The organism is Stutzerimonas stutzeri (assembly GCF_009789555.1).
In the GTDB taxonomy this organism is placed as follows: Bacteria; Pseudomonadota; Gammaproteobacteria; order Pseudomonadales; family Pseudomonadaceae; genus Stutzerimonas; species Stutzerimonas stutzeri_R.
In genome coordinates this window covers 3,059,364-3,081,064 of the sequence record NZ_CP046902.1, presented here as the reverse complement: position 1 = coordinate 3,081,064, position 21,701 = coordinate 3,059,364, and the positions used below count along the sequence as shown (strand labels likewise).

Genomic DNA, 21,701 nt, shown 5'->3' with positions numbered 1-21,701 from the left:
ACTTGTGTCAAGCTAATTAAGTGAAATAAATAAATATATATTGACGGCTTATGAGTGTTCTTCGTATATTTCAGAATCTATCGTAGGCGCTTAATGTTGTCTGGCACTACCCGAGGTTTCAGTCATGTTGAGGCTGATTGCGATATCGACGAAGTCAAGGTGATCTCAACGGCGGCAAGGTGCAGGGGTTAGTTTGCCATTGCGGCTATTTCTGCCTCTGCGATCATCGCCGTTTCTTTCTCTGGCTCACGACTCTTGCTCATCGTGTCTTCCTTTTGCGTACTGATTTCTTCTCAGAATTCCTGCCTTGTTGAATCACGCTACCTTGCAGGCAGATCAAAAGGACACAGTGATCATCTTGCGTTAAATCGATAGCGGTTATAGTCCGCGTCTAGTGCGTATCTGGCCGCATCCTTGGCAGGCCGGCCAAGTCGTCAGCAATAACTGGTCAATATGGGCTCATTAATTTGTCAGATCGACGTCGTCTCCGCGAGTACCGAATGAGCGAAGTCGACCAGGTTCGTAATCCCCTGATGTCCGCTTCCTTGCAGATGAAACCCCATGATGCCAACGGCTCTAGGGCCGTCTCTGTCACAACGCTGTGAGTCGCCGATCATCACAACGCGATCTTGGCCCCCAAGGCCACAGTTAGGCTGTACGCCAAGGAGTGCGCAAGTGGCTTGGTAGATCATAGGTTCTGGCTTCACGAACCCGATTTCGAAACTGAAGCCGTAAGCATCCAAATCTGGAAAGAGATGACGAATCGATGATCCATAGGGCTGAGCGAGGTTTGAGCAAACGCCCAACCGGAGACCTGCCCCCTGCAAAAGCGCTACGGCCTCAAGGGCATCCGGGAAAGCCGAGATGTTCGCTAGCTCTTCCTCCAAACTCCTCTCTGCGTGCTGAAGCAATTCGGGGGAAAGCTCGATGCCGAAGTAATCTGCTGCTTCCTGCAGGCCCAGGCTTTGAGTCATTAATTGGTAGGAATCATCAGCCTGTGGTCGTCGCCCTTGGCGCCTGCCTTCCCTTAATATTTTGAGGTACGGGCTGCGGCGATTCTTGATTTCTAACAGCGTACCAAACGCATCGAAAATGATTGTTGTCGTCATGCCTTGTCCATCCTCACTGATGGCGCATCCTAATTTCGAAGCAGCGAGCGCCCGTAGATCCGAGAATCCATCGCTACAAGCCGAGATCTAGCCCCATCCTTCGTTCGCGCAGTTGCTTTGTTAACACCTCTACGGGCAACACAATTAGCAGCTCATTCGCCAAATCGCTGGTAGCCCTTCGTGATACATTGAACTGGCCATCCAGCATCAAAACTGCTTGCCACCTCGGAAGGAATCCAAGAGCAATGAGGGGTAACAAAAACGGATCCGGATGTCGTTTCGTGTACTCAATCAGGACTTCACTTTTGGTGTCTAGAACAATGCGGCGCTGAGCGGCCTCAAGCTTTTGTGCTAACTCACCGGCGTCCAAATGACGCGTGGCCAACTCAAAGATTTTTGAGTTCAGCTCATCCGCAATGTGCTCCTGGTCAGGCTCCGTTTCGGCGTCAAGAAAAATCGCGCGATTTACTCTCCGCTTAGGGATTTGCATCTTAATAAGCTCCGTCTCAAGGGAGCGGGAGACCTCTTGATCCTCACTGAAGTCATCACCGCGCTCAGGTGAGGTACTGAGGAGGAAGTCGATAGGGTGAATCCCATCTGCCAAGCTCATTTCTTTCCATGTTTCGTCAAACTTTCTCCAGCTGCTGACTAAATAAACGCTAGCGGTACGGGTCAGATAAATCTGGTAACCAGCGACTTCGATTCCAAAATTCACTGGCGACGTCATGATTCGCGTCCCATTTTTGAATCGTTTCGATTTGTCGCCAAACACTTCTCCGCAAAGATGTCCGTTGAGCATGTAGACCTCGCTCAGCACAGCAGTGACTTGCTGCTTAAAATGAAGATCTAATAGGTCTTCAAACGCAGTTAGGACATCAAGCATCTCATATCCTCATTAATGCAATTGTGAATCGCTGAACTCAATTGATATTCCATTGACAGGGCGCCTGCTACAGCTGGCAAGCGAGTAGTTGCAGATTACGTAATAACTGTCTGATACGGTTCGCGCTACATGCCTGGGCAGATCAATGCGAATATCTATTACTTGGGCGGTGGAGATGTAAGTGCCGTCTTCAAATCGCCCTTTGGTATCGCTGAATACGTATCCTCGGAGGGCTTCGTTAGGCAATAACTCGACATTCAGCAAATAACCAGTGATTTGCATAGGAAAATTGAATTGCTGGGCTTCTCGAACGATGCGTGGTGATTTCATGGAGCTCCTTTTTTTGGACGAGGCAAGACGCTTCGATCGAACGAAGGACAAGGGAGTTTATGTTTAAAGTGTTACTAGAAAATCAGGCTTAAACGCTACGTTTTCACCTGGATAGCCTCGTGGATTTGAAATGAACCGAATTCCTCCGATTCGTCGGTCAACCGGATGGTGGGTGTGGCCGAATATCCAAAGATCAATATTCAGATCGAGGAATTCTGGCCAGTTGTTAGCGTAGGCGGCATCTAAATGATCTGGTTCGCTCACTTCAGGCAGAAGTGAAATTAGAGGTGGGGTGTGAGTAATAATGACCGTTTTGCCTGGGAAAGGCTTTTGGGCCTCTTCAAACAACCAACTTCTCGAATACTCGGCAAGCGAACGCGTGTCGTTGGGATGAAGTCGCCGGAACTTCGGCTCGAACCGGATCATCTTGTAATCATTCATTTGGCTTTGAGCTTGCAACATCGCTAATGGCTGATTTCCCGTTGATTTGAAATCAGTCCATGCGGTGCAGCCAAGAAACCGTACCCCTTTGCATTCGAATATATCGTTTTCTAAAAAATGAACGTGTTCAGCGCAATCTCGACTCATGAGGCGATGGGCACGCTGTAGGGACGTTTGGTAGCTATCGTGATTGCCCCCGATGAGTACCGTGGGATGGCTGAAGTTTGCAGCCGCCCAAAACCCGGCACGTCCCCGCGTCGTGATGTCGCCGGCGAGGACTACGACATCCGTCTCCGGTGGTACTTCCGGCGTGAACTGACGAAATTCGACGTGTAGGTCAGACAGGATGTGTATCTTCATTGGGGACGGTTTAGCTATATATTGAGGGTGGTGGCAGGCACTTGATCGCTAGCGACGCGTTAACCAAGGCTTGCCGAATGTATCGATTGACGAACTATAGGTCATAGATGAGAAACATGGAAGCGTGGCTATATGCTCGCTTTTGTGAGCGCTTAAATTGACTGATCTCCATGAAGGCCTTGGCCGCGCGATTCGCATGCTGCGGATCCAGCGCGGGCTCAGCCTCGAAGCGTTCAGCGATGTCGTTGAGAAACGATTTCTCTCGAAAGTCGAGCTGGGCAAGACCTCGCTATCGCTGCGCAGCCTCACCGGAATTGCTGATTTACTTCAAATTTCCGTCAGCAATCTAATGCTGTTGGCCCAGGCTGCGGCCAAAGAGTCAGACCCACTCATATTGCTCCATCGTGACCAGCAAGAGCTTGAGGCATTCTTGAAGGCGAAAGTTATTCTCCGTCCAATCCCGGGTTTGGAATCGCTTGAAAAGGGCCTGAAGGGAAGGAGGGGTGAGGAGCTTCGCTCTCAAATACGGGAGTGTCAGGGTAGGGGAATGACGAAAGCAGAAACGATTCGTCAGTTGAAGATAGGGCGGTCAACGGTCGATCGGCATTGGGCTGTTGCTGACTGAATAAGCAAGGACGTTAGCGAAGCTGCAGATGCTTTCAGCGATGCGTAAAGCTCCATGGGAAAAGCCCACTGCGCCAGGGTCGAGCGAGCGATCGTACTAAACCTAAGTGCCTCATTGAGGGACAATAGCTGATCGAGTCGAGCAGCTTCTCTGCCAATTGACGGTCGGCGGGCTTGTTATCGTACTGGCTGAGCCAAAGCTTGGTTTTTTCTTGTTCCCTGAGTGGCTGCATCGTACTAGTCCCTACGTTTTTTGAGCGAAACCTATCTGCACGCGGCTCACGCAGCAGGTACCTATAAGGGCGCGCGGCATTTTCTTTTAGGTGCCGACGCCCGCGCGCCCTGGCTCTAATCTTGTCGCCATAGTCGACAGCAAAGGTGATCCAGTGAGAGCAATCGAGAAGGCAGTGGCTGAATGTGAATCTGTCCTGCGGGCGGATTTGACCTACAACAAGGAACACGGAATTTGGCCAAGCACCAACCGTGTCATCGAGCGCATGCTTGGCATGCGTAATGATCTTGGTAAGGCTTACCAAGATCTATACGAGCAGCTGCATAGCCATCACCGGGCACTGGAGTCGTTCTTCGACATGCTTGTTTTCCTGCCTGTAGGTTGGAGTCCCGAAAAGGCTATCAAGGCCCGAAAGGATCGAGATGAATTGATTTCAGTGAATAGCCAGATTGCCTCGTTGGCGACTCAGCTCGGCGGGCTGCTTTCCCGGCGTAGCGATATTCAAGAAACATCCGGCTTTAGCAGCGAAACGCACTATCACGTTCTGGACGTGCTGAAGGATGCTGCCGAGCACAACCATCATTTCAGCCTTTACGTTGAAGATGATCTTGTCGGCCTTCATAACCAGTACGATCTCAAGTACTGGCCAACTCTGAGCGACTTCGCAGAGGCGCTTGCCGCCGATGCGCGAGACGCCATGGTGGTAGCAGACAATTCTGTGACAGCCGCAGCGACTGAGAGCAGGAAGCCTGGGCTCACGGATTTCCTAAGAGCTTATTATTCGAAGCTTGATGAGCATTCAATTGAGCGTGGTGGTTTGATTCCAAACACCTTCAGGTTGTCTGACGCTGCCATAGCATCCTTGCTCAGCTGCGTGCTGGATCTTAGCCCGGATAAGTTGATGAGTGCCGAGTCAGTGAAGCGTTTCCGACAAGGGGAGCGAAGCAAGAAATCAGTGGCGACCCGCTTGCCCCTAGGATGGAATAATCATTTTGGAAAAAATTAACACCCGTTTTTAAATCGTTTTGATACAGAGGGATCAGCATGGCCACGCTCATTCAGCTATCGGATACATCCTGGGAACAGCCATTCCGTGACCGTAAGAAGGAACACCTTCTGTGGGGTGCTCACCCTGCGGTTCGTGAGCGTTGCAAATTCGTAGACAAGACACGACGCCTACTACAAATCTCATTTGAACCACGATTCGATCTGGATATTGTCGATTACTTCCAGATCACCAGCGGACGAGAAATTCAGTTCCCTCAGGCGCTTGCAGAGATCGTTCGGCCCGTTGTCCTAGAAAATCCCGAGTCCAGTTTCATCGTTACCGTGCTCGATGCTGATGAACAGGAAGATGGCCAAGCCGGCAGCAAACAGGACATGGCCAACCTGAGTACTTCTCGTGCCACAACCGTCATGGCACGTGTCGGCCAGCAAAAATTTAGAAAGCAGTTGATGAAGTTCTGGGGGGATGCTTGCGCACTGTCTGGAGTGAATGAACCAAGGTTGCTGGTCGCGTCCCACATCGTACCGTGGTGTCAATCAGAAGCAGACGTGAAGCTCGATCCGTTCAACGGCCTGCTGCTTGCCCCGCACTATGATCGTCTGTTCGACCAAGGCATGATCTCGTTCAAAGATGATGGCTCGATTTTGCTGTCAAGCACCGCTGAAAACCTGCCGCCAGAGTTCGGCTTGTCGACAACCATGAAGCTGCGCAAGCTCGATCCAAAACATTTGCCTTACCTAGCTGCCCATAGGGAAACCTTCGGCTACGCATAGTCCCCCAGCCTTAGTCGCCGCTAACCAGTCTGGTCTAGATCAGGAAATCGCATTCGATGTCGACTAGAACGCCAATCACACGCGCCTACTGCGTTCAGCTAGGTGAAGTGCTCTCCATTGCTGAAGCTCGGCGGGCATTCTTCTCGCTTCCCCTGCCGCGCAGTCGCTTCGATTTCTTGTGCTCGAACGAATCGTGCCGTGACCTCGCGACGAAAGCCAAGATCACCGCCGTCAACTACGACAAGCAACCGTACGACACCTACCGGGCAGCCCACTTCCGCGAGAACAACAAGTACACACATTCTCCGGACTGTGAGTGGATGATCGATGAGGGCGCGGAGGAGGTCGATGGCAAGCTGCCTGGTGAATTCGAGAAAGATGCTTTCCTCCGTCGAGCTCGGCGCAAGCTGCATGACTATATTGATGTCTTTGAACCCGATGCTGAACAGGCTGCAGGGGGAGACTCAACTGGCGGTGCTGGGGAGGGCGGCGAGGTTGCTGGCGGGAATCGAAGCGAAAGGGTAGGCCAAGGTGGAAATCAATCCAGGAGCCACCGTACCAGCAGTCTTGAGCGGCTGGTAGAGTGCTATCGGCAAGCGCGACAGGAACTCTCGGCAGAAGAGTTCAAGACGATGAAACTGCAAGTGGTGGGCGAAGGTGAGATGCCCTTTTCCTGGTTTTTCAAGAGCATCTCCTATGCAAAGCTGGGAGCCTCCAACCGTGTGCTTCACGGCGGGGCAAGCTTGGTCGGGCGCTATGGTGCCGGCTTCAAGCTCAGGTTCTACGACCGTCTAGATGGAAAGCTCGTTTTTCTCTATGTGTCCAAAGAGCAGATGGGCGAGTACCGCTTTCGACGCTACCTTGAGGAGATCTTGCAGCTAGAGGATGCGGATTATTTCCGCGTCTTCGCCTTAGGGGAGCTTGCCCTTGCTCCCAGTGGAAAAAGCATAAATTTGCTAGTCAGCGATCTGAAGAAAATCGTGCTGATTCCTGGCAAAAAGCAGACTTATGATGCCGATGCCGAGTTGGCCCCAGCGGAGGAAAGCTGACGTCACACAGCTTAAGGGAGAGGCCTGTTGGTCAGTGTCCAATGCCGCAAGCGATGGGTCTCCCCCAGATCGGCTACGGCAACTGCTGATCTCATCCCGCTCCAATCCCACTAGTGCGCTTCGTCGACCGCGGGTTGAGGTTGGCCAGGAACAGCTGGTGACCAACAGTAAGGGATGGGAGCTGCTGGAGTGCGCTCCTCGGTCATCCAGTAAAGCAGTAGGCCGCTCAGTACATCGCTTGCAGCGGAGAGAAGAAGGCCGATCAACAGTGTACGCATTTGAGGTGTCCCGATTGATTGAAAGGACACCCATTTAATGGCCAATTTCCGCGTGCCACGACCACCTTTCAAAATTTTCTCGGCTCCCAGTCCGGGGCCTCAGAAAGGTGGCTATGCACACTTTTCGCCGTGCCATAAGCCAGGCACAGAATATTTTTCGGGGCGGTCGGCGCCGGCAGGGCGAGAGTGAAAGGTGCTTCTGAGCACTAGGCTGTGGACGAAACAGCCCACTGCATGCCATTCCAGTGCAGGCGATTGCTAACGATGTGAGCAAGCAATTCGAAGTGGCTCAACTTAAGCCCAGGCGAAACGACAGTGGGGCAAAAGGGCGGCCACCTTGAGACTGACGCCCCATGTCCCGAATATACTCATATACGGAATTATTGAAAAAGCCCGCTCTAGGCTTGAGCCTCTTATTGGCTTGACGGAGTGATTTTTTGGGCCGAGGACGGCGGTTGTTTTCCGCTGCTGGTCTAGTCACGCGCGTCTCGTTACACATCTCGCGATGGCTAGTCCAGCATGCCAGAAAAAATGTTGATTTTGACCGATTCGATCACCAATAGTGAATTACAAACATTCTCGCACCAGCCCATGATTCGGCCTGCCCGAACAATTTTTTCTTCATCGCTGCCAGAGATGCGGACAAATGGAGTCCAATTTGGATTTGGCAGCACGCCCGTAATTCGGACGCTCAGCCTTGCCTGAGCATGATTGGCAGCCCAGCTCGTAGGCGGTGCAAGACAAAACTCGTAAAATTCCCGAGCATCAAGCGGGGTCAACGAGTAGAAACTTTTATGCTTGATATAAACTGACCAGAGGAGCAGTTTTTCAAGTGCTACCAGCTTTAACCGATCCGCACTGCATGAACGGTATACCCGAAGTACCTCTAACGACTCCAGCGCAATTTTTAAGCGGTTTCTTGGAAAACAGCTTGCGACATAGGCTTGTCCTTGAGTCTTTGAAAGAACGAGCACTTCTCTCTGCTGCATACCAAATAATGGAGGCGGGTGCTCCTGCGTGTGATAATCGGCGTCCAGATCCGCAGAGTCTTGTTGGTGGGCGGCCCCACGTGCTTTCGAAACCTGCTTACGATTCCAACTCAATCGATACTGGCGCGAGCTTTCGCTTCGTGATGGACGAACGGGTGCTGGCGTATCAAGCTGACTAATACGAAAACCCACGGCTCGCTCAAGCAGCTCGCTAGGAGAACACCCCAACCCAGGCATTTTGGGAAGTCTCCACATTAGCTTGTTGAGCAAGGCTTCCGTAAGTAATGGATTGCCTTCGTCCGGAGATGGAATAGCGCTCAACCCCAGACTGTGCCTGTATCTGGACATCGAGTCTATGAGGGCCTGGGGGACGGGGATGTTGTAGTCTCGCAGATGACCTCGCATGATGAAGTGCGGATCGCTGGAACCTATCGATGAAAAGCACGCCATTGAAAAGTGACTGCGCTCTGAGCGCCACTCTTTAAAGCTGAAGCGAAGGTGATAGCAGGCCGAAAACACAAGCAAACCACGCTCAGAAACCTTGGTGGCTGGCGTCAGGTTTGCGAGGTATTTAAGGTATTGCTGAGCTTGGAAGTCATCCTGGTCACTGAACGGCGCTCGCGGTGCTCTGTACAAATCGGAGCTCGACAGCCTGGGCTGTACACCCAAGTCCGAGCCTAAAAACTCGAAAAATCGGTTAGTTACGTATCCAAGTGAAGGATCTGCGATCGACTGTGCGAATGGCTTCCAGTCTTCGTTATGACGTTCGGTGCCTTTATTGATGACAAATCTTGCCTTCCGAGCGCCAACCCAGGCCTCCGGTGGCCGCGCGCAGAAGGCGCTGAAGGCCCTGAGATCCGGTGCCGCAAATTCGCTCAGTGGCTTCCTTGCGATGCAAATCGCCCAGAGGACGAATTTTTCAAGGAACACCACGGTTCGAAATTTACTTCGTATAGAGGAAGAAAGGCTATCGGAGTAGCGGCAAAAATGCTCGTAGGTTTCGACTGCGCCTATTTCGGATGGGAACGAGGCAAAGTAGCCCAAGATTAGGGTCGATTGGGATGTGGAGCGCTCATCGGCTTCGACGTTGCCGTTGGCTTCGACACGGTGTGCGGTTTCACCACGGTCTGTGAGGACTGATCTCGGGAACACCTTTTACATCCTTGATGGGGCCGATTGGAACGATGCACCGGCACCAATCTAGCTAAATCAGCAGGTTTGGCAATCCTGGAGGACGAGCGCATGGCGAATCACAGTATTTTTCCGTTTTGGTTCCGACAGCGGCGTCAAGACGCCGAAAATGCGCTTTAAAGTAAAGCAGGGATTTCAGGGGGTTGGGTGCGGCGGAGATTTGGGTCGGAATATTTTTCCGTTTTGGTTTCGACAGTTCAGGACGGAAAAAATAAGGATTGCGTCGCCCAAACGTCCTAAACGTTCCGTTTTCGTTCCGACAGTGATTGGCTTGCATCTCGGGTGTCACATTAGCTGTCGGGGGCAACATATTGAGAGGTATCATTTCCGGTGATGCGACAGGATTCCGTTTTGGTTTCAACACTCACAACTGCAGAGCAGCTGTGGCGTCTACTTAAAAAACGTAGGCAAATTTATCCAGATAAATCAACTACTTAAGTCGATTACAATTTAAAAAGTAGATTGCAGTGGCGATAATTTTGGCCATGGTCTACTTTTTTATCATGCGCTCTCAAGCATAACTTGAGGCTGCGCACTGTTGGAAATTTACGCGCTTTTTACATCTGCGTTGGGCTATGCCGTTGAGCTAGTTAACGCATTTATATGTCGGATATAACTTATGACCGACCAGCTAGTTTCTGGAGAGCTTGTAGTTGCGAAGGGAAAGCTTGCCACAGTTAAAATGGTATTCAGTGACAAGCATGTTAGGGTAATTATTAGTGCTTCTGGCGAGGCACTGATCGTTTCTAGGCGCGATATCGAGCGGATTGCAGGGGTCGCCGATAAACTGAGCGTGGCTAATGAAGTTCGTTTAAATGTTAATGACTATACAGAAGATGAGCTATCTCTAGCCGCTGAACGCTATAACGTAATTAAAAAGTGGAGATTAGCGGAAGTAACGGTAAGTCAAGCTTGTCTGTTACTAAACGTATCACGGAGCTATTTCTTCCAATTGGCCAAGAAGTTCGACGAGGACGTTGGTCCGTTGTCTTTAGTTCTTCAGAAGCGGGGGGTAAAGGAAGGTGTAACCCGGTTGGATGAATCAGTCGAAGTGGCAATTTTTGAAGCGACTAAAAAAGTGTACGCGTCGAGAGGGGCTAGTTATAGCAAAGTTTGGGTGGAAGTTGATGTTAAATGCAAAGAGCAGGGTCTTCCTTCTCCTTGTAAGGATACAGTTTTGCGGCGCGTGCGATCAATATTGTCAGAAAAAAACAGATTAAAAATAAAGCGGGGCCCTGACGCGGCAGCCCAAAAGTTTACAGCGCGAGCAGGTAAGAAAACTGTCCAAAGACCGTTACAGTGGGTGCAAATGGACCACACATTGGTCGACATCATTCTGCTAGCGGACGATCGTGTCCATGTGATTGGCCGCCCTTGGTTAACGGTAGCAATTGACGTATACACACGAGTAATTCTTGGGTACTACCTCAGTCTTCACGTGCCGTCGGCTGTTTCGGTAGCTTGTGCACTTAGCCAGAGTGTGCTTCCTAAAGTAGGTTTTGCCAGAGCTGTAGGCATAGATTCTGATGATTATCCCTATTATGGCAAGCCCGAGGTTCTGCACATGGATAATGCCGCAGAGTTTACAAGTGCAAAATTCAAGGCTGGATGCGAAGCATTTGGAATACATCCTGCGTACCGGCCAATTGGACAAAAGCACTTTGGCGGCCATGTGGAAAGATTGATTGGTACGTTCATGACAACCAAAGTGCACTTATTAAAGGGCACTACGATGTCGAACTCGGTTGCGCGCCGGGATCTCAATAGTGAAAAGAGCGCCACCATGACCTTCTCCGATTTTTTTGGCTGGTTTGCGCGCGAAGTGGTTGTCTACCATTCTACGATACATAGCGCTTTGAAAATTAGTCCGCGACAAGCATGGGCTGACTATTTTGCACCGAATGGGGGTACTCCTTATCCTCCGAAACTCTCCGACCCCGAGCAGCTGAAACTTTGGTTCATGCCTCAAGAAAGTCGTAAAGTTAACCCGGATGGTATCAAGCTGCACGGCCAAGTTTATTGGGATCCTGTACTCACACCTTTTGTTGGTACAAACCATGCAATAGTTAAGTCTGATCCGTTCAATATGAATCAAGTGTGGGTGAAGCTGAATGGCCAGTTTTGCCCTATTTCGCTAGCTGACCTGACGGGACAGGCACCCAGCTATGAAGAATATCGTGCGAGTAAGTTCCATCCTCAAGCAGTGCGCGCTGGGGCTATCGATGATGATAGGGGGCGCAAAGCGTACAGGGCCAAGCTAGAGATTGAGGCGGAGAGTACAAAGTTAACTCGTAAGGCGAGACGCCGCCATGCCGCAGAAAAAGCTTATTCCGATGCTTATCCAGCGCCTGCCAGCGATAATTCGCTAGTTAAGTCCGATAAAAATAAACCTGACTATTCTACCCCTCCAAAGAAATTCATGCCTGAGGACCTAAAATGAGTGGCGAGCACGTTCGACAGGATATGCAGAAGTATTTAACTGCTAATACTGAAGCGCGAATAGCTGCAATTCATCAAGAGCTCTGGGTGGATAATAATTCCAGCGAAGCTGTTTTTCGAATGATGAATAATATAGCAACCGTCCCAGAGCGTATGAATGCGCCAGCGTTGCTCGTGGTTGGTCCAGGCGGGTCCGGTAAAACCGCGATTATCTCGAAGATCCCTAAGCGAGTTAGAAACAGCGACGGATTGGCTATCCTCTCAATGGCGGAATCGCCCGAGATCAGCGTAAAGAAGAGCCTTAAAACCGAGCTTGCGCTGGCACTTGGTTTGCCAATATCCGAATCGAGGCCTAAAGGCGGCGCGGATATCCCGAACGAAATCAGAGAAGTTATCAAACTCAGAAAAATTTGGGGTTTGGTTATTGATGAGTTTCATGATGCGCTGTTGCGCCCAAAGCAGGAGCAACGAATTAACATGTCTATTCTGAAAAAACTGCTGGGATCAGAGTATGGCTTGAAGCTGTTCTGCTTTGGCACAGCTAGCGCACGGAATGCCCTACAGTCAGGTGATGAATTTAAAAGACGGTTTCATGAGGTCGCTCTTGCGGATTGGAAAGAAGATGAGGAGTTTAGATCCTTTTTGCTAGAGGTCGAAGAGTCATTACCTTTACAGCTGCCTTCGCACTTGTACTCTGAGGAAATAGTAATGGAAATAATTCATCTCACCAATGGGAGGATGGATAAGACTCTCGAGTTGATTAGAGGTGCGGCGTGTTATGCGGTAAAGCTGGGCGTTGAAAAAGTTGATCTAGACATGCTGGGGCGCGCTAAATCAAATCCTTGGGGTTACTAGATATGAAGTTACACCCTCTGCCTAGGCCGGGTGTTGACGAGACGTTATCGTCATGGCTTTTCCGATGCAGTTTCCATCGCCATACAGTAGATATAACACGATTGGCATTGAGTGCGCGTCCATCGCAATGGTGGGAAGGGTTAGAGATACAGTATGCTGACCCGGATAGCGACTTCTTGTCAGCCAGCAAGCGTATAAAACTTAGGGGCGAACATATTGAGCCTCGATTCCTAAAAGAGTATTTTTGTCTGCGAAACGGATCCGTTGTTGACTGGAGGTATCGTCATTTCTTTTGTCCAGACTGTTTAAGAGGCGACGTGGCTAGTGGTCATTTGCCCATGTGGCGAAAACATTGGTGTTATGTTAATTCAATTATGTGCAACGTGCACGGTCGAGATTTAGTAATGCTATCCGATGCGTCTCACTATTCGAAGGCTTGGAATGCTTTTGTTCAGGAGTGCAATTCGAGCTCAGGGAGTATAACTGCTAAAGGTTCAAAGCTCGCTCGTTTTCGTCTTACCACGCTAAGCAAGATCGAGCACCTATTGGCATATAAAAGACCCAATCAGCGACACATTTGGTTTGGCTTGTTTAATAGTTTGTTTGACATATTGCTCCAGTCCCCCTTTCATGGGAGCAGAGGTGGAGCAGCGAGGATTTATTTTCAGTCCAAAGTCGGCCCTCGATTTGCTGATCCGGGGTCCTTTGAGCTGAGCATCTTAAAGGGTCCATCTACAGCGGACCCGCCAAGCAGATTTGGAAGCATGTTATTGGCAGCCTCACTACTAGGCGTACTTCCTCCATCTAGGTTTTCAATGTTCATTAAGGCATGTGAGGACGCTGAAACGGGCTTGCTTTTACCCAATGACCTGCATAAGGCAGCGGCTTTTCCTCATGTCGACAAGGCTGGGTATCGGGTCCTACACCAATACTTGGGTGCGTTCCCAAGAAAGGACTTTCCGTTATTGGATCGCCATTTGTACCTTCAGGAGGCTCGATATGCTCGCGAAGGCGTGGTTGGTGCGCACCGATTTGGAGCTACTCATAACTAGAGGTGCTGGCATCAACGAAGAGTGCTTGACCAGTAAGTTGACGTAACAGTGCGATTATACCTCCAATGCCATGCGCATCCATTCGGCACATAAGCATCAAAAGCAAGCAAGCAGCTGTTGCCGGTAATGCTTGGAGAAACTGACTTGATGGTTCGACTGAGTTGAGAGGTCCTTAGAGGTAAAGATGCTTGTGGCTCCTCCTTCAAATTTCAGCGGGGAGAGAGTATCCATGTGCGTTTTGGCTTGGTCTTCATTTCCTACAACCGAAGCTCGACCAGGAACTGAATCTAGAGCCGAGCCTGGCGCAGGCATCGGCACCCTGCTCAGTACCGCCAAGTCCTCCGGAAGATCATCTGCAATCCTCTCCGCTAAGCACTGTAACGTTGGTTCCGCTAGCATGAACAGCCAAGCCTCGTCATCGGACTGCCCGGTACGACGAAGCACTCGCCCAAGCACCTGTCGGTAATGCAGCTCGGTACGAATACGGCTGAGGTAGCAGCACACTTGGAGTCGGGGGATATCCGTCCCTTCGCTGATCATTCCAACAGCGATGATCCATTGACAGTGGCTGCGTCTGAATAGATTTATTACCCGCTGCGCATCTGGGGTTTTGTTGGTCACGAGCTGGCAACTTTCACCCTTTGCTTTCAGAGCTTTCGCAACCTGATGGGCGTGCACGATATCAGTGGCAACTACCAGGCCAGCCGCATCAGGATCGAGCAGGCGAAGCTCATTTAACTTGGCGCGTGCAAGATCAAGTAACTGATCAACAACCTCATCATGGCGCAACAGCTCTTCGTAAGTGACAGGGGACTCGCCCAACAGCGTAGCGATGTTCGGGAAAGTTCTGACAATGTTTTCTGTGTCCAACTCCTCGGTAAACCTCACCTTTTGGTTGTCGAGTAGGACAATTCGAGGGGAGCGGCATACCCCGTCTGCCACAGCCTGCTGCATCCCGTAGCGGTAATCACAGATCAGTCGCCCCTCGGGCGAGGAGTAGCGGGCGAGTGCGATGGGTCGATCATCCGATCGCCACGGCGTGCCGGATAGAGCCAATGTAAAAGCGGCCTTGTCCTGTATTCGCTGAAGTATCTGCTGGCCCCATGCGTTGCTCAGGACCATGTCGTGGCCGGCGCAGTGGTGAATCTCATCAAAAACGGCAAACACACGATAGTCATCAAGCAGCGTCCAGAACGCCTCACTACGGTATTCCATCGCCTGATAGGTGAACGCTGCCCCCACTGCGCCGAGTTGACCATCGAAGCGCCTACCAAGAACAGTGCAGAAAGACGAGCGAAGGCCTTCGACAACCTGGCAGGACGGTGCAAAGCAAAGCACCAGATCGATTCTGTCTTGCTCAAGCAGCCTGCTGGCCAATTCGGCGGCCATGCGCGTCTTGCCGGCGCCTGGCGTTGCCTGGCAGAAAAAGTGAGACGCGCGCAAATAGTGCTCTAGCGCCGTGTCGACGCATTGGCGCTGCCAGTTTCGCAGTTGTTTGTTCATTGCATGGACGAAAGAGTTTTGAGTGTTTTTTCGATGGCGCGGAGATGACCCAGTAGGCGTGAGCTGCGATCTCGGGCGTCCAAATAGTCGCCTTGCACCGTATCGCGGAGGTGCGGCATTTCATCGATGAGCAGCTTGTACCGCTCCGCCTCACCCATGGAGGTCAGGAAGTCCAGCCTGATTTCTTTAAGAAGCGCCTCTAGGTGCTGGTCTGCATCATCTGAGGGGTGAAGCGGTGCAAGCGGATCGGTGGTCTCTGATTGCATCTGCTCTGGCTCAGCCTTACGGTAGTTTTCGAACCCATTGTCGATTAGGTCCAGTTGCAGATGCGCAGGGACGGGCAGCAGGTGGTAGACCTGTCCCCGGACACGACGCTCTTCGTCAAGTACTATCCAGCCTACGCGCAACATCCGGCGTATTTGTTCGTATACATAGCGGCGTACGTCATTGATGCGGAAACTCATGCCTTCCAGGCGCTTGGCATAGGCGTCACGCAGTTCACGTATCGTGAATCGCGTGCGGCCTTCCTTCTGAAGCAGCTCGTACAGCCGCCTATCGAAAATGAACGAGGCTGATTTCATTGCAATACCAGAGGGAGTAGCACGTTAAATACGGATTATAGTCCGTGGCCTGACCGTCCGTAAACGCATGATATTGCCGTCTCGATGAAACTGAGACGGTCATGGAATATTTGGCGAAGGCCTTGGGCGAACGCATCCGAGCGCAGAGAAAGGTTTGCCACATTTCTCAGGATGCACTCGCGCTGGCCTGTAGTATCGACCGCAGCTACATGGGGCGGATCGAACGTGGTGAAGTAAGTATTACCGTAGAGAAGCTTTATCGGATCGCAGACCAGCTTGCTTGCGATCCCGGTTATCTGCTGCCTACTCAGTCCGAATTGCAACGACCCTGAACTACCCTTTAGCTTAATGAGTAGGGCAGGAGCTGCTTCGGAGTGGTCTGTCCGAGAAGGGTTGCTGACCTAGGCGCTTGGTCCTTTTCTTCTTTTTGCTGGCAGAGGTGATTTCTCTGCAGCGCCAACTATAAGCTCAGTCCGGCGCGGCTTTTGGCGGCTGCTCTGCCTGATTTTCGTCTTGCTTAAGCTGTCCAGTTTGGTTTGTAGATCGTAATTTCGTTGCTCATAAGCTAGCTTGACAGCTTCTGCCACATTGAGCTGGTTCTGTAAGGTTTCCCGGGCTTGAATGTTCTGATCGAGCAGGCGCTGCTGGGCCTGTTGATCCCTCTGCAATAGTCTTGCCTCGGTGAGCAGACGTTCGTTGTCACGATTCAGCTGGGTTAATTCGTCCTGCTTGACGACTAGCGTCTGTTGCAATTGACGTAGTTCAAGCTGAGATAGCTGTAATTGTGATTCATTTCGGCGCTGGTCCTGTTCGCGATGTTCCTTGCTGGCCTGACGGTAGTGTTCCAGGGCATCACGCGCATGCTCATGCTTTTCCTCAAGCGAACAAATCTGCGCGTCGCGATCCTTGAGCCGCTCCTCCAAGTCCCGATTAGCTTGCTGTAGACGGGAGGTTTCGATTTCGGCCTGCTGGCGTTGCCTGCTCTCCAGCAGCAACTCGTTTTCGGCTTTTTGACATCGTTCGACGCCTGCAGCTACCTGGTCTTCCAGCTGCTGCACGCGGCTTTCGGTCTGTCGAATTCTAAGGTGGTAGTCGGCCCGCTCCCGGTCAAATTCCTCTCGCTCACCAGCAATGGCTGCTTGGGCTTCTTCCTGCAACTGATCGGCCAATTGATTCACCAGGTTGGCCAGTTGCTCGCTTAGCGTGATCGGCCCACCTGCTCGGTCGTTTTTGGTGGGTTCAAGCTCTTTAAGGTAGCGGTGAATGGTGCTCTTCGAGCCTGTGTTTCCGAGCTCGACCCGTACTGCATCGATGCTTGGATGCTCGCCGCGGGCGAGAAGGGCGGTGCGTGCCTTTTGAACAACCACCTTATTAATTCCGCCTCGCGCCATTTTAATCTCCTACGATTTCGTACCGTATTACATGCTATGCATTTACATTCTATCGAAGATCAGATTTGGCGCTAGGTTAGAGTCTGATATAGGATTGGATAATCTAGAATTATCCAAGATGAAGCGGTATTTTCGTCGTTTGCCTGTTGATCACCGGTACACCAGAGGATGCGCTCCGATGAGCCAAGACATCGAGCGGTACCTGCAGGCCAGCATTCGGGCCAACACTCGGCGCAGCTATAAGCAGGCGCTCGATCACTACGAAGTCACCTATGGCGGCTTTCTGCCGGCGACCAGCGATGCCATCGTGCGCTACCTTGTGGATCACGCGTCGACACTTTCCAGTAACACGCTCAAGCTGCGCCTCGCGGCACTGGCGCAGTGGCACGTTAGCCATGGGTTCCCCGATCCGACCAAAACCCCACTGGTTCGCCAGATCGTCAAGGGCATCCGTACGCTGCATCCCCGCCAAGAGAAGCAGGCAGAGCCGCTGCAATTACGTCAACTCGAACAATGTGTGCAGGGGTTAGAGGTGGCCGAGAGGAGAGCGCGAGCGGAGAACGACTGGCCGCGGTTGCTACGCTGTAGTCGTGATCGCGCGCTGGTCCTGATTGGCTTTTGGCGCGCGTTTCGCAGTGATGAGCTGTGCCGCCTACGAGTCGAGCACATCCAGGTGCGGGCCGGGGAGGGTATGCAACTGTTCCTTCCCTGGAGCAAAGGTGACCGGGATAACCATGGCCAGACCTTTAGCGCGCCAGCATTGGCCAAGCTGTGCCCGGTGCAGGCCTACGTCGACTGGATCAGCTTGGCGGGCATAGCTCGAGGGCCTGTATTTCGCGGCATTGATCGCTGGGGGCACTTAGGTGAGCAGGGCTTGCACCCAAATAGCGTTGTCACTCTCTTGCGTGGCGTACTGCAGTTGGCTGGATTGTCTCCTGAGTTTTACAGCAGTCACTCGCTGCGTCGCGGTTTTGCCACCTGGGCTACCCGCAGCGGCTGGGATCTCAAGACGCTGATGCAGTACGTAGGCTGGAGCGATGGTAAATCTGCATTACGCTATGTCGATAGCATGGGCGGGTTCCCTGGGCAGTTGAGTGCGCTACAACTCATCCCCGGTCGCCCGGAGCGACTTCCATAGACGTCCCTTAGGAGACAACCGAAAGGCCGCCCACTCAGTGGGCTTTCTATTGGCGCGATCCTCATCGGCCTGCCTGTGACCCAGCTGCTACGACATAGGCGCGCTACGGCAAGGCGTTTCCCTAATATTGAATGCCACACTAAAGCTTTCTGTTATGAGGGTACCGTTATGGACACACCTGATAGCTGGCGCGTTGTCTGCCAAGATCCAGGAGACGGCAGCGGAGACGTTATCGTTGAGCTTCCATCCGAGCTACTTGTGTAGTGGTCAACCCATCCCGGACAGTGGGTTAAGTTTCTCTTCGGCCACCGCTGGTGGTAGCCCACCGTTGAATTGATGCGGTCTGATCCAGTTGTAGCGGTGCATCAGGTAGTGGCTGATGTCCCGCTGAGCTTCCTGTGCCGTCAGGTAGCCAGTTGCCGGAATCCACACTGACTCTAAGCTGCGAAACAGGCGCTCCATCGGCGAATTGTCCCAGCAGTATCCTCGGCGGCTCATGCTCTGCTGCATCCGGTAGCGCCATAGCCGCTGCCGGAACAAGCGGCTGGCGTACTGGCTGCCCTGATCCGAATGGAACAGCACCTGCTGTGGCTTGCCGCGCTGCTCGTAGGCCATCTCGAGGGCTTTGATTACCAGCTCGGCATCCGGTTTGGCGGAGAACGCCCAGCCAACCACCCGACGCGTGTGCAGATCCAGCACCGCGGCCAGGTAATGCCAACGACCTTGCGCCCAGACGTAGGTGATGTCGCCGCACCACACTTGGTTCGGGCGCTGGACAGCGAAATCGCGGTTCAGTCGATTCGGGATATCCGGGCGCTCAACCGTGGCCTGCTTGTAGGCGTGCGAGCCCGGCTGCTTGCTGACCAGCCCCAACTCACGCATCAGTCGACGCACACGGAAACGGCCAATCGTCACGCCGTCCTCGCGCAGCATACCCAGGATGCTTCGGCTGCCAGCCGAGCCTCGGCTTTGGCTAAACAACTCGTTGACCCGACTACGTAGCGCGACGCGACGAGCATCGACACGGCGACGTCGAAGGCGATGGGCGTAGTAGCAAGACCGCGCCACATCGAAGGCTGAACAGACCACTTCTACCGGCTCCTGCTCACTCAACTGGTCTATCAGCGCGTACGATCGAGTTCGTCCGACATCAAGAGAGCGGTAGCCTTTTTTAATATCGCTTTCTCCCGCTCCAGCCGATTGATCCTGGCCTCTAGCTCCTGGATCTTCTGTTGCTCGGGTGTCAGCGCTTTGCTCTTTGGGGTAACGCCCTGGCGCTCGTCTTGGAGTTGTTTCACCCAGCGGCGTAATGCCGAGTCCACGACGCCCAGCGAACGGCAGGCCTCGATATGGCTGTAGCCCTGATCTAGTACCAAGGCAGCTGCCTCTCGTTTGAACTCGGCGGAAAACGTACGTCGTTGCTTGCTCATCGAACACCTCTTAATGGCGAGGATTTTCGCCTAAATCGGTGTCCGGGATCAGTAGACCACTACATAAAAGGGGCGGCTCAAGTTCCTTCATCACGCTGAGCGTAGGGTGGATGATGATGCTTTCATCCACCGGCTTTTTTCGGAGCGCAGGGTGGATGGATGAAGCATCATCCTCCCTGTGAGGATGATGGATCCGCTGGTCGGCGCTGTGGATAGAAGCACCACCACGGCCAAGGCCAACGTAGGGTGGATGACGCTGTTTTCATCCACCGGCTTTTGCGGAGTGCGGCGGTGGATGGGTGAAGCGTCATCCACCCTACGCTCATCCGTTTCAGAGGCACGGCCCACAACAAGGGCGATCCGGACTCTGTCACGGATCGCCAGGCCTGACTTGCGAGGCGTCATGAACACGCTACTCAGAGATTTCTCCCTCTCGGCCGTGGTTGCGGGCTTCATCGCGACCGTGATTTCTTACGCCGGGCCGCTTGTAATCATCTTTCAGGCGGCAAAGGCAGGTGGGTTGCCCCATGACATGCTCTCGTCATGGGTCTGGACGATTTCCATCGGTAGCGGCGTGCTCGGCATTGTGCTGAGCCTGCGCTACAAGGTGCCAATCATCATTGCCTGGTCCGCTCCGGGCTCGGCGTTGCTGGTTACCATGCTCCCCGACATCAGCATGAACCAGGCAGTTGGCGCCTATCTAGTGTCCAGCGTGATCATTCTGCTGGTCGGGCTTTCTGGGGCGTTCGACAAGATCATCCGCAAACTTCCAGCAGCCATTTCGGCTGGCATGCTCGCGGGCATCCTGTTTCGCTTTGGCACGGGACTGTTCGTTTCGGTTAAAGAGCAACCCTGGCTGGTATTGGCAATGCTTGGCACGTACCTGCTCTTCAAGCGAATGATGCCGCGCTACGCCGTCATGGCAGTGTTGGTAGTCGGCGTAGCCATAGCGGTCGCTAGTGGTGAACTGCACAGCGAAGCGCTGGTGATCGGACTCGCGACGCCAGTCTGGATCACCGCGGAGTTCAGCTGGCAGGTCATCCTTGGCGTTGCGTTTCCGTTGGTGATGGTGTCACTAACTGGCCAGTTCGTGCCTGGCATGGCCGTGCTGCGCAACGACGGCTACCCGACGCCTGCGAGCCCGCTGATCAGCAGCAGCGCGCTGGGCAGCCTGCTACTCGCGCCCTTCGGTTGTCATGGGTTGAACCTGGCAGCAATCACGGCAGCGATCTGCACTGGCAAGGAATCCCACGAAGACCCTGGCAAGCGCTACATCGCTGGTATTTCCGGTGGGGTGTTCTATCTGCTGTTGGGTATCTTCGGCGCCACGCTGGTTTCGATATTCACGGCGTTTCCCGCCGCGCTGATTGCGGCATTGGCCGGGCTTGCACTGCTGGCCGCCATCGGCGGTGCGCTGAGTACGGCCATGTCAGTGCCGGAGGGCCGAGAGGCGGCGTTGATCACCTTCCTGGTCACCGCGTCGGGCATGTCGTTGCTCGGTCTGCCGCGGCATTTTGGGGACTGATCTTCGGCCTCGCCGCGCATCTGCTGCTGACGATGAAACGGGCGCCCGGGTCCTTGCCGGTCAGCTCTTCCGTGCCACTCAAAGAGAAGCAGCCCGCCCGCTGATCTAGGCTGCAGCGGTTGGCCTTCACCTATTGTCGTTTCGCAGGCCTGCGCCTGCGGAACGACGGCTCGCCGTTCAAAGGACAACAAAGCCCAAACCCATCAAAACAGCGGCATCCAACTGCTGCCACCGACGTGCAAGAGATCGGCAGTCTCGCCTTTTAGCTTATCGATGGGTTGCCTGCAGGCCCGGCCAGTTCCATCCGGCCGCGTGCCCAACGAACCCGCCGACCACAAGGCGCGAACGCCGCGTTGCACGCTACGAAATGACAGGGCTAACTGCTGTGTCGCGGTAGTCGGTTTGCAAACATCTAACCCAACCAGCGGGACCGGTCCGTTACCAAGCTGAAGCTGTCCAGGTTGTGGTCATCCTGCCAGCGCTCGGTTGCCATATTTACCGGCGGTGGTGCTAGAGAAAGGA

General features: G+C 52.9%; 18 protein-coding genes and 1 pseudogene. 10 read left to right on the top strand and 9 right to left on the bottom strand.

The features are described 5' to 3' along the window. Positions 1-470: 470 nt before the first annotated feature. The 4 genes from GQA94_RS14200 to GQA94_RS14185 form a co-directional block, all read right to left on the bottom strand. On the bottom strand, positions 471-1,109 hold the full coding sequence (locus tag GQA94_RS14200) for an HAD family hydrolase (protein ID WP_158188621.1): 639 nt from the start codon (positions 1,107-1,109) through the stop codon (positions 471-473). A 73-nt stretch (positions 1,110-1,182) separates the two neighbouring features. After that, positions 1,183-1,992, bottom strand: a complete 810-nt coding sequence (locus tag GQA94_RS14195; protein ID WP_158188620.1) for a hypothetical protein — start codon at positions 1,990-1,992, stop codon at positions 1,183-1,185. Between the two features lie 12 nt (positions 1,993-2,004). Beyond that, the gene (locus GQA94_RS14190) at positions 2,005-2,322 is read right to left on the bottom strand and encodes a hypothetical protein (protein ID WP_158188619.1); all 318 of its coding nucleotides are present in this window, start codon (positions 2,320-2,322) and stop codon (positions 2,005-2,007) included. A gap of 63 nt (positions 2,323-2,385) precedes the next feature. Next, entirely contained in the window at positions 2,386-3,123 is a 738-nt protein-coding gene (locus GQA94_RS14185; protein ID WP_158188618.1) for a metallophosphoesterase, read from the bottom strand. Between the two features lie 157 nt (positions 3,124-3,280). On the opposite strand from GQA94_RS14185, the gene GQA94_RS14180 reads away from it, so the two are divergent. The 4 genes from GQA94_RS14180 (at position 3,281) to GQA94_RS14165 (ending at position 6,807) form a co-directional block, all read left to right on the top strand. Beyond that, entirely contained in the window at positions 3,281-3,748 is a 468-nt protein-coding gene (locus tag GQA94_RS14180) for a helix-turn-helix domain-containing protein (protein WP_158188617.1), read from the top strand. 385 nt (positions 3,749-4,133) lie between these two features. Further along, positions 4,134-4,985, top strand: a complete 852-nt coding sequence (locus GQA94_RS14175; protein ID WP_158188616.1) for a hypothetical protein — start codon at positions 4,134-4,136, stop codon at positions 4,983-4,985. 38 nt (positions 4,986-5,023) lie between these two features. Then, entirely contained in the window at positions 5,024-5,758 is a 735-nt protein-coding gene (locus tag GQA94_RS14170) for an HNH endonuclease (RefSeq protein WP_158188615.1), read from the top strand. Positions 5,759-5,814: 56 nt separating this feature from the next. After that, a complete protein-coding gene (locus GQA94_RS14165; protein ID WP_158188614.1) occupies positions 5,815-6,807 on the top strand; it encodes an ATPase in 993 nt (330 codons plus the stop codon). Between the two features lie 787 nt (positions 6,808-7,594). Here GQA94_RS14165 and GQA94_RS14160 read toward each other — a convergent pair. Continuing rightward, a complete protein-coding gene (locus tag GQA94_RS14160) occupies positions 7,595-9,226 on the bottom strand; it encodes a hypothetical protein (protein ID WP_158188613.1) in 1,632 nt (543 codons plus the stop codon). A gap of 658 nt (positions 9,227-9,884) precedes the next feature. On the opposite strand from GQA94_RS14160, the gene GQA94_RS14155 reads away from it, so the two are divergent. From GQA94_RS14155 to GQA94_RS23635, 3 genes are read left to right on the top strand one after another with little or no spacing between them, the layout of a single operon-like run. Continuing rightward, the gene (locus tag GQA94_RS14155; protein ID WP_158188612.1) at positions 9,885-11,705 is read left to right on the top strand and encodes a Mu transposase C-terminal domain-containing protein; all 1,821 of its coding nucleotides are present in this window, start codon (positions 9,885-9,887) and stop codon (positions 11,703-11,705) included. After that, complete coding sequence (locus GQA94_RS14150) at positions 11,702-12,559, top strand: TniB family NTP-binding protein (protein WP_158188611.1); 858 nt, start codon at positions 11,702-11,704, stop codon at positions 12,557-12,559. Before GQA94_RS14155 ends, GQA94_RS14150 begins: the two co-directional genes overlap by 4 nt. Positions 12,560-12,561: 2 nt before the next feature. Beyond that, positions 12,562-13,611 carry a TniQ family protein gene (locus GQA94_RS23635; protein ID WP_423835319.1) on the top strand — a complete coding sequence of 350 codons (1,050 nt, stop codon included), beginning with the start codon at positions 12,562-12,564 and terminating at the stop codon, positions 13,609-13,611. Positions 13,612-13,707: 96 nt separating this feature from the next. Here the strand turns inward: GQA94_RS23635 and GQA94_RS14145 are convergent, their stop codons facing one another. After that, positions 13,708-15,114 carry a DEAD/DEAH box helicase gene (locus GQA94_RS14145; RefSeq protein WP_158188610.1) on the bottom strand — a complete coding sequence of 469 codons (1,407 nt, stop codon included), beginning with the start codon at positions 15,112-15,114 and terminating at the stop codon, positions 13,708-13,710. Further along, positions 15,111-15,695, bottom strand: a complete 585-nt coding sequence (locus GQA94_RS14140) for a hypothetical protein (protein ID WP_158188609.1) — start codon at positions 15,693-15,695, stop codon at positions 15,111-15,113. Before GQA94_RS14140 ends, GQA94_RS14145 begins: the two co-directional genes overlap by 4 nt. 101 nt (positions 15,696-15,796) lie before the next feature. On the opposite strand from GQA94_RS14140, the gene GQA94_RS14135 reads away from it, so the two are divergent. Further along, positions 15,797-16,027: a helix-turn-helix domain-containing protein gene (locus GQA94_RS14135; RefSeq protein WP_158188608.1), complete on the top strand. Its 231-nt coding sequence runs from the start codon at positions 15,797-15,799 to the stop codon at positions 16,025-16,027. A gap of 69 nt (positions 16,028-16,096) precedes the next feature. Here the strand turns inward: GQA94_RS14135 and GQA94_RS14130 are convergent, their stop codons facing one another. After that, complete coding sequence (locus GQA94_RS14130) at positions 16,097-17,086, bottom strand: DNA-binding protein (RefSeq protein ID WP_158188607.1); 990 nt, start codon at positions 17,084-17,086, stop codon at positions 16,097-16,099. 178 nt (positions 17,087-17,264) lie between these two features. Between GQA94_RS14130 and GQA94_RS14125 the strand changes: the two genes are divergently transcribed. After that, complete coding sequence (locus GQA94_RS14125; protein ID WP_158188606.1) at positions 17,265-18,224, top strand: site-specific integrase; 960 nt, start codon at positions 17,265-17,267, stop codon at positions 18,222-18,224. A 267-nt stretch (positions 18,225-18,491) separates the two neighbouring features. On the opposite strand, the gene GQA94_RS14120 is transcribed toward GQA94_RS14125, so the two are convergent. Further along, positions 18,492-19,654 (bottom strand): IS3 family transposase gene (locus GQA94_RS14120; protein WP_158188605.1). Its coding sequence is split into 2 segments (ribosomal slippage): positions 18,492-19,399 and positions 19,399-19,654, totalling 1,164 coding nucleotides; the frame shifts between segments, so codons are not numbered across the junction. Positions 19,655-20,057: 403 nt separating this feature from the next. Here GQA94_RS14120 and GQA94_RS14115 point away from each other — a divergent pair. Beyond that, positions 20,058-21,283 (top strand): annotated as a pseudogene (locus GQA94_RS14115) (benzoate/H(+) symporter BenE family transporter). The last annotated feature ends 418 nt before the right edge of the window (positions 21,284-21,701 follow it).

What these genes read in the sequence shown, in the direction of transcription:
- GQA94_RS14165 (WP_158188614.1), top strand. Translation starts at nt 5,815, where the DNA reads ATGTCGACTAGAACGCCAATCACACGCGCCTACTGCGTTCAGCTAGGT.
- GQA94_RS14195 (WP_158188620.1), bottom strand. Translation starts at nt 1,992, where the DNA reads ATGCTTGATGTCCTAACTGCGTTTGAAGACCTATTAGATCTTCATTTT.
- GQA94_RS14150 (WP_158188611.1), top strand. Translation starts at nt 11,702, where the DNA reads ATGAGTGGCGAGCACGTTCGACAGGATATGCAGAAGTATTTAACTGCT.
- GQA94_RS23635 (WP_423835319.1), top strand. Translation starts at nt 12,562, where the DNA reads ATGAAGTTACACCCTCTGCCTAGGCCGGGTGTTGACGAGACGTTATCG.
- GQA94_RS14155 (WP_158188612.1), top strand. Translation starts at nt 9,885, where the DNA reads ATGACCGACCAGCTAGTTTCTGGAGAGCTTGTAGTTGCGAAGGGAAAG.
- GQA94_RS14135 (WP_158188608.1), top strand. Translation starts at nt 15,797, where the DNA reads ATGGAATATTTGGCGAAGGCCTTGGGCGAACGCATCCGAGCGCAGAGA.
- GQA94_RS14190 (WP_158188619.1), bottom strand. Translation starts at nt 2,322, where the DNA reads ATGAAATCACCACGCATCGTTCGAGAAGCCCAGCAATTCAATTTTCCT.
- GQA94_RS14170 (WP_158188615.1), top strand. Translation starts at nt 5,024, where the DNA reads ATGGCCACGCTCATTCAGCTATCGGATACATCCTGGGAACAGCCATTC.
- GQA94_RS14185 (WP_158188618.1), bottom strand. Translation starts at nt 3,123, where the DNA reads ATGAAGATACACATCCTGTCTGACCTACACGTCGAATTTCGTCAGTTC.
- GQA94_RS14130 (WP_158188607.1), bottom strand. Translation starts at nt 17,086, where the DNA reads ATGGCGCGAGGCGGAATTAATAAGGTGGTTGTTCAAAAGGCACGCACC.
- GQA94_RS14145 (WP_158188610.1), bottom strand. Translation starts at nt 15,114, where the DNA reads ATGAACAAACAACTGCGAAACTGGCAGCGCCAATGCGTCGACACGGCG.
- GQA94_RS14200 (WP_158188621.1), bottom strand. Translation starts at nt 1,109, where the DNA reads ATGACGACAACAATCATTTTCGATGCGTTTGGTACGCTGTTAGAAATC.
- GQA94_RS14125 (WP_158188606.1), top strand. Translation starts at nt 17,265, where the DNA reads ATGAGCCAAGACATCGAGCGGTACCTGCAGGCCAGCATTCGGGCCAAC.
- GQA94_RS14140 (WP_158188609.1), bottom strand. Translation starts at nt 15,695, where the DNA reads ATGAAATCAGCCTCGTTCATTTTCGATAGGCGGCTGTACGAGCTGCTT.